Here is a 6241-nt window from a genome sequence, read left to right as displayed (position 1 = left end):
ACCCCGTTGAGCAACCCCGAGAAGGCCGAGCAATCGATTTGGACCGCCGACGTGTTCTGCGGACCCGAGCTGTTGACGTTGCCCGAGTTCAAATTGAGGTTCTGGGTCGTGAAGTTGGTGATCTTCTTATAGTAGCCGGCGATCGCGATCTTGCCCTGATCGTGCGCGAAATATTTCTCGAACGAGACGTCGACATTGTTCGAGAAATAGGGCCGCAGATAGGGATTGCCGCCCTGGCCCTGCAGCACCGGCACCTTGCCGCTGATGGTGGGAACGGTGGTGCAGCCGGTGGGTACATTGCCCGTCGTGCCGCACGAGTTGACCGAATAGGACGCGTTTTCGTCATCCATCGTCGCACGGGCGATGGTGCGGCTGACGCCGAACCTGAGCAGCATATTATGCGCGACTTCGAAGTTCAGGTTCGCGCTGGGCAGGACATAGTTATATTTGTCGCCGCCCGTCTGCGCGACCACGGTGGTGGCGGAGGTCGCGCCGAAGCCCACCGAGCTTTGATCGGTGTGGATGAACTGCGCGCCGATATTGCCCGACAGTGGAACGGAGCCCAGATCGGTTCCGAAATTGGCCTGCAGGTAGCCGGTCAGGATCTTTTCCTCGACCGTCCAGTCGCGGGCCACGCTGCTGGATGCCGGCTGCTCCGCGGTGCGCAGCAGCGCCTGAGCGCCCAGCACGTCGAGCGCGATCAGCTTGGTCCCGGTCACGCCATAGGGCTCAACCGTGCCCTTGATGATCGAGGACGGGATGGCGACGCTGGTCACCACCGCATTGTCGTTGCCGCAGCCGCCGACTGAAGCAGGCCCAGGCAGGCAGATATAATAGCCGGAATATTTGGAGACCTTGGTCTCGTCGCTATAATTGACGCCTGCTTCCCAGCCCTTGAAGAAGCCCGAGTGGATCTCGCCATCGAGCTCGGCGCGGAAGCCCTTCACCGTGTCCTTGAGGTCGGGGACGTTGTTGAAGCCGACCTGGTTCCAGCCCTGCGGATCGGTCAACGAAACCTGCGTCGGATCGGCGAAGTTCGCGCCGGCGATATTCACGCCATAGGTGCCGTCACCCAGGCGCGTGATCGTCGCCAGCCCAGGATTGGTGGCCTGCGTGCCGCCGTAGATTTCATAGGTATTGTCGTGGCGCGTCGCGCGCGAATAATTCGCATCCACCTTCAGCCGCAGGCTGTCGGAGAAGGAATATTTCGCGTTCCAGCCCAGCGCGAGGGTTTTCGCTCTCGACGTGTTGAGGTCGTTGCGGAGCACCGGGAAAACGTTCCACTGCTCCGACGCGACATAGCCATTCGTGGCGGTCTCGCTGCCCGCAACTTCCGTGTCGCGGCTCCAGCTCGCGAGCGGCATTTCCCAGCCGCGCGAATATTCGCGGATCTTGCTCTGGGTGTAGAGCGCGTCGACCGACATCTCGAACTTGTCGTCCGGCCGGTAGACGATATGGCCGAAGCCGGATTGCCGGGTCATCGTGTTCGAATTGACGTAATTCTGGATGTCGTTCGGACCGATATTGCCCGCCGGATCGAGGCTGGTCGGGCCGTAATAATTGCCGTTACCGCCGCCGGTCGCCCAGTGATAATCCTGGGTCGGATCCTTGATCGCCGAGAAGCCGATCGAAACGCCGAGCGTGTCGTCGGCGAACTTGTGCATGGCGATGAACGACGCCTTGTAGCCCTTGTTCGTCGCCTCGGGGTTCAACTTGCCATATTGCCCCACCTGGCCCTGCACGTTGACCGCGACCGTATTCTTCTGGGTCAGCGGATCATAGGTCTGCAGGTTGACGCTGCCGGCCAGGCCGTAATTGAGCAGATCGGCCGAGGGCGTCTTGATCACCTGGAGTTGCTGGAACAGATCGCCCGGATACTGGCCATAATCGAAGCGGCGATTGTCATCGACGGTCGCGATCACGCGGCCGTTGACCGTCGCGGTGGTGTAATCGGGGCCGAAGCCACGGATCGAGATATATTTGGCGCGGCCGGCGGACTGCTGCACCGCGACGCCGGTCAGGCGCGCGAGCGAGTCCGTGATCGAAACGTCGGGCAGCTTGCCGATGTCTTCCGCCGACACCGCCTCGATGATGTTGACCGCATTCTTCTTGGCCGTGTTCGCGTTCTGGATGGAGCGTGCGTAACCCAGCACGATGACTTCCTCGGCCGGCGTGCTGTCCGCATCGGGCGTACCGACGGCGGCCGTACCCGGCGCGGTGGCGGCCGGGGTCGCCTGGGCGAGCGCCGGCGCGGCGATCGCGATGGCGAGAACCGCAACGCCGGACTTCAAGAGCGTCCTGGACTGCAGAGCCTTGGATTGTGCGAGTGCGCGAGAATCCGCGAAAAGATCGATCATCAATACCCCTCCCTCGACACGGCTGACCTTCGTAAACGGGTTCGCCTGTGCGCCCTCAATAGCTGAGGTTGAGCCTCGTGATTGCTCCCAGCGCGGCGTGATTGGAAGGAAAGGACATACGTATTCGGAAAATATGCGAAGACCCTTTCGGGGTCGTAACGATTAGTCGGAAAGCGGCCTGACTTACTTGGGACGCGATAGCATCAGTGACCATTCTTCCACTGGCGCGGTCGCCTCGCTACAAGGGCGGAAAGGCCGCGAGGCCAGAGAGGCATGCCCACGTCCGATGCGGGACAAGACGACTTCGTTCGACATTGCCGAGCTTGCAGGTGTGTCTCAACCGACCGTGAGCCGTGCCTTGCGCGGCGACCCGACCGTCAGCGAGGCGACGCGCAAGCGGATCGAGGCGATTGCGGTCCAGCTCAATTACCGGATCGACAAGAATGCCTCGAACCTGCGGCGCGGCCAGAGCCGCACGCTGGCTTTGCTCTTCTTCCAGGATCCCACCCCCGACGAATCCATGATCAACCCCTTCTTCCTGTCGATGCTGGGGTCGATCCTGCGGACTTGCGCGCAGCGCGGCTATGATCTGCTGACCTCGTTCCAGCAGCTCTCGTCCAACTGGCATTTCGAATATGAGGACAGCCGCAAGGCCGACGGCATCATCCTGCTCGGCTATGGCGATTTCGCGCTTTATCAGGAACGGCTTGAACTGCTGGTCGTCCAGGGCACGCATTTCGTGATGTGGGGCTCAGCCCGGCCCGGTCAGGGCTGGGCGACGATGGGCTGCGACAACCATGCCGGCGGCCGCGCTGCGGGCGAGCATCTGATCGGGCTTGGCCGCAAGCGTATCGCCTTCCTGGGCGACGCATCGCCGCGCTACCCCGAATTCCAGGACCGCTATCGCGGGCTGGGCGACGCGATGCGCGCGGCCGGCCTGCGGACCGATCCCGGGCTTCAGGCCGACGCGATCACGACCGAGGAAGCGGGCCATGAAGCGGCATTGCGCCTGATCGGCCGCGATATCCCGTTCGATGCGATCTTCGCCGCCTCCGACCTGATCGCGATCGGCGCGATGCGCGCGCTCGAGGAGAAAGGCCTGCGCGTGCCGGAGGACGTGTCGATCGTGGGTTTCGACGACATCCCCGCCGCCGCGCTCAGCCATCCGCCGCTGACCACGATCGCGCAGGATTATGCGCGCGCGGGCGAGCTGCTGGTCGACGCGCTGATCGGCCAGATCGACGGCGCGACGAGCGAGCACGCGATGCTGATGCCGCGGCTGGTCGTGCGCCGATCGACCAGCGCCTGATCAAGAATACGTATGTGCCATGGTGGCTTGCACCAGCCTGGCCTGACACTGGACGCTCAGGCTGCCGACCCGCGTCAGAGCGGCCGAACAGGAGGATGAGGATGCGTAGGGCGTTTCTGCATGGATTGATGGCCACGACGATGGCCGTCGGCGCGGCATCCTCGGCGATCGCCGCCCCGCCCGCCGCGATGCCGGTCAATGCCAGCGCCGCGCAAAACGACTGGTGGAAGCGCGCGGTCGTGTACGAACTCTATCCGCGCAGCTTCGCCGACAGCAACAATGACGGCATCGGCGACATCAAGGGCATCACCGCGCATCTCAGCTATCTCGCCGATCTGGGCGTCGATGCGATCTGGATGACGCCGATGTTCCCCAGCCCACAGGTCGATTTCGGCTATGACGTCGCCGACTATGACGATGTCGATCCGCAGTTCGGGACGGTTGCCGATGTCGATGCGCTGATCGCGAGCGGCAAGAACCGGGGGGTCAAATTGATCCTCGATTTCGTGATCAACCATTCGTCCGACAAGCACGCCTGGTTCCAGCAATCGCGGTCGAGCAAGACCAGCCCCTATCGCGATTTCTACATCTGGCGCGACCCCAAGGCCGACGGCAGCCCGCCCAACAACTGGACGTCGCTATTCGGTGGATCGGCGTGGGAGAAGGATCCCGCCACCGGCCAATATTATTATCATTTCTTCTATGCGCAGCAGCCCGACCTCAACTGGCGCAACCCCAAGGTCGAGAAGGCAATGTTCGACGCCGCCGAATGGTGGCTGAAGCGCGGCGTCTATGGCTATCGGCTCGACGCGGTCGGCACGATGTTCGAACGCGCCGACCTCAAGGACAATCCGCCCGCGCCGGGCACGGACGCGTTCGGCCTGCCCGAGCAGAACCGGATCAACAATACCGAGCAGCCGGAGATGCACACCGAGCTGCAGCGGCTGCGCCAGCAAGTGATCGACCGCTATCCCGGCCGCATCCTGATCGGCGAGACCTATGTCTCGACCGCGCCCGAGCTGACCCGCTTCTATGGCGCGCATAATGACGAGCTGCAGTTGCCGATGTTCCTGAGCCTGATCGGGGTGAAACCGATCACCGCCAGCGAATTGCGCCCGCGAATCGAGGCGGTCGAGAATAATCCGGTCGGCGGCTGGCCCTGCTTCGCGCTCAACAATCACGACCAGCGCCGCGTGCCGAGCCGCTACGATCTGCCCGCCGGCGCGACCGGCGACGATATGGCGCGGATCACTGCCGCCTTGCTCCTGACGCTGCGCGGCACGCCTATCCTCTATTATGGCGAGGAACTGGGCATGGCGAACAACGACCCGCAGCGGGTCGAGGACGTGCAGGACATTATCGGCAAGAAGGGCTGGCCGAAGGAGAAAGGCCGCGACGGCGAGCGCACGCCGATGCAGTGGAATGCGGAGGCAAATGCCGGCTTCAATACGGGCGCCAAGCCGTGGCTGCCGGTCGGCCCGGACTATGCGACGCGCAACGTCGCCGCCGAGCGCGCCGACCCCAATTCGGTGCTCAATTTCTATCGCACTTTGATCGCCGAACGGCGCACCAATCCGGCACTGGCGGGCGACATGGCGATGGTCGACCGCAATAATCCGAACGTGCTGTCCTACGTCCGGACGGGCGGCGGCAAGCGCCTGCTAGTGGTGCTCAACTTCGGCGGCACCGCCGCCGACATGACGCCGGCGCAGCTTGGCGGCGGCACATTTGGGCGGGTGATCGTGCAGAACAAGGCGAGCGTGACCGACGCCGGCCTGCATCTCGCGCCGCTTGGTGCGATCGTGGTCGAGTTCGGCAGCTAGCCGAGCATCGCCCACAGGTCGTCGAGCAAGGGGCGCTGGCTGACCAGCATCTTGTCATGCGCCTCGCGCAGCGTGAACCAGCGCGCGCGATCGATCTCGGGAAAGCTCTGCATCACGCCCGATTTGGGCGGCCATTCCATTTCAAAAGCGGTGCTGACGATCGCGTCCGCATCCAGATCGCCCTCGATCGCGAAGCTGTCGACCCACTTGCCGGCGGCCTGGCGGATCCGGCTCAAGGGCCTGGCTTCGCCCTCCGGCGCGACCCCCAATTCTTCCTCGAATTCGCGAAGCGCTGCAGCGAGTATCCCCTCGCCCTCGTCGATCTTGCCCTTGGGAATCTGCCAGGCGCCGGCATCGCGCTTCTGCCAATAGGGACCGCCGGGATGGACGAGCAACACCTCGAGCCCATGCGGGCCCTTCCGGTACAACAGAATTCCCGCACTATGCTCCGCCACTTAGCGGCAACTCCCCAATTGTCGCCAGCGTGCCACGGTCAGGCCATGCGCGGAAGCATTTTGTCCACCGTCGGCAGATAATCGCGGATTTGCACGCCGATCGCTGGGATCGTCCACCAGGCGCCCCCACGAGACTCGGAACCAAGCCAAGTCTAATAAGCTGTCGCCACCTTGGCCAATATAAGTGTCGGGAGAACAAGATGCCGTTCGCTCTAGCCCTGCTTGCCGCGCAGGCGATCGATCTGCCCCGCGCGATGCGCCTGGCCGAGGCGGCGATTTCCGCGTGCGCGTCGGAAG

At 63.5% G+C, this 6241-nt stretch carries 4 protein-coding genes; 2 read left to right on the top strand and 2 right to left on the bottom strand.

The window, feature by feature from the left end; translation table 11 throughout:
- A partial coding sequence (locus tag VK533_RS15610; RefSeq protein ID WP_324379381.1) for a TonB-dependent receptor occupies positions 1 to 2357 on the bottom strand: 2357 nt, incomplete at its 3' end.
- A 286-nt stretch (positions 2358 to 2643) separates the two neighbouring features.
- Between VK533_RS15610 and VK533_RS15605 the strand changes: the two genes are divergently transcribed.
- Together VK533_RS15605 and VK533_RS15600 are read left to right on the top strand one after the other, a co-directional pair.
- Entirely contained in the window at positions 2644 to 3666 is a 1023-nt protein-coding gene (locus VK533_RS15605; protein WP_324379379.1) for a LacI family DNA-binding transcriptional regulator, read from the top strand.
- A 128-nt stretch (positions 3667 to 3794) separates the two neighbouring features.
- Positions 3795 to 5489, top strand: coding sequence for an alpha-amylase family glycosyl hydrolase (locus tag VK533_RS15600; RefSeq protein ID WP_324379376.1), 1695 nt, complete (start codon positions 3795 to 3797; stop codon positions 5487 to 5489).
- Here the strand turns inward: VK533_RS15600 and VK533_RS15595 are convergent.
- Positions 5486 to 5944, bottom strand: coding sequence for an NUDIX domain-containing protein (locus VK533_RS15595; protein WP_324379375.1), 459 nt, complete (start codon positions 5942 to 5944; stop codon positions 5486 to 5488). The genes VK533_RS15600 and VK533_RS15595 overlap by 4 nt on opposite strands.
- Positions 5945 to 6241: the final 297 nt, after the last annotated feature.

It is taken from the genome of Sphingomonas sp. (assembly GCF_035317925.1).
Classification (GTDB): domain Bacteria; phylum Pseudomonadota; class Alphaproteobacteria; order Sphingomonadales; family Sphingomonadaceae; genus Sphingomonas_I.
The sequence above is the reverse complement of the archived record's forward strand: the minus strand, read 5'-3'. Positions and strand labels throughout refer to the sequence as shown.

What these genes read in the sequence shown, in the direction of transcription:
- VK533_RS15605 (WP_324379379.1), top strand. Translation starts at nt 2,644, where the DNA reads ATGCGGGACAAGACGACTTCGTTCGACATTGCCGAGCTTGCAGGTGTG.
- VK533_RS15600 (WP_324379376.1), top strand. Translation starts at nt 3,795, where the DNA reads ATGGCCACGACGATGGCCGTCGGCGCGGCATCCTCGGCGATCGCCGCC.